The sequence below is a fragment of the Mycobacterium sp. 663a-19 genome (assembly GCF_035616495.1).
Lineage (GTDB): Bacteria > Actinomycetota > Actinomycetes > Mycobacteriales > Mycobacteriaceae > Mycobacterium.
Genome location: NZ_JAPJAV010000053.1, coordinates 1 through 405 on the forward strand (window position 1 = coordinate 1; position 405 = coordinate 405).

1 protein-coding gene is annotated in these 405 nt (G+C 67.4%); it reads left to right on the forward strand.

Annotation, left to right across the window (positions count from 1 at the left end; all coding sequences use genetic code 11):
• On the forward strand, window positions 1-405 hold a 405-nt coding region (locus tag OQ968_RS24830; RefSeq protein WP_324682302.1), incomplete at both ends, for a hypothetical protein.

Below are 405 nucleotides of genomic sequence, written 5' to 3' on the forward strand. Positions count from 1 at the left end.
TACCAGAACTATCCGATCGACACCGCCGCGTTGACCGGTGCTGACGGGTTGGCCATCACCGAGATCACCAGCCACGACCCCAGTCGCTACCCGCTCACGGTCCAAGCCGTGTCGGGCGCTGAATCGGGGATCCGCGTCAAATTTGACACCGCGGTGTTCGACACGGCCACCGTTGAGGCGTTGGTGGCGCGGTTGGAGCGGGTGTTGGTGGCGATGTCCGCCGATCCGGCCCGGCCGGTGTCGTCGATTGATGTGCTCGACGCCGGTGAGCATGTGTGTCTGGATGAGATCGGTCATCGGGCGGTGTTGGGTGCGCCGGGGCCGGCGCCGGTGTCGATCCCGGTGCTGTGGGCCGCGCAGGTGGGGCGTAGCCCGGATGCGGTGGCGTTGGTGTGTGGTGGGGGT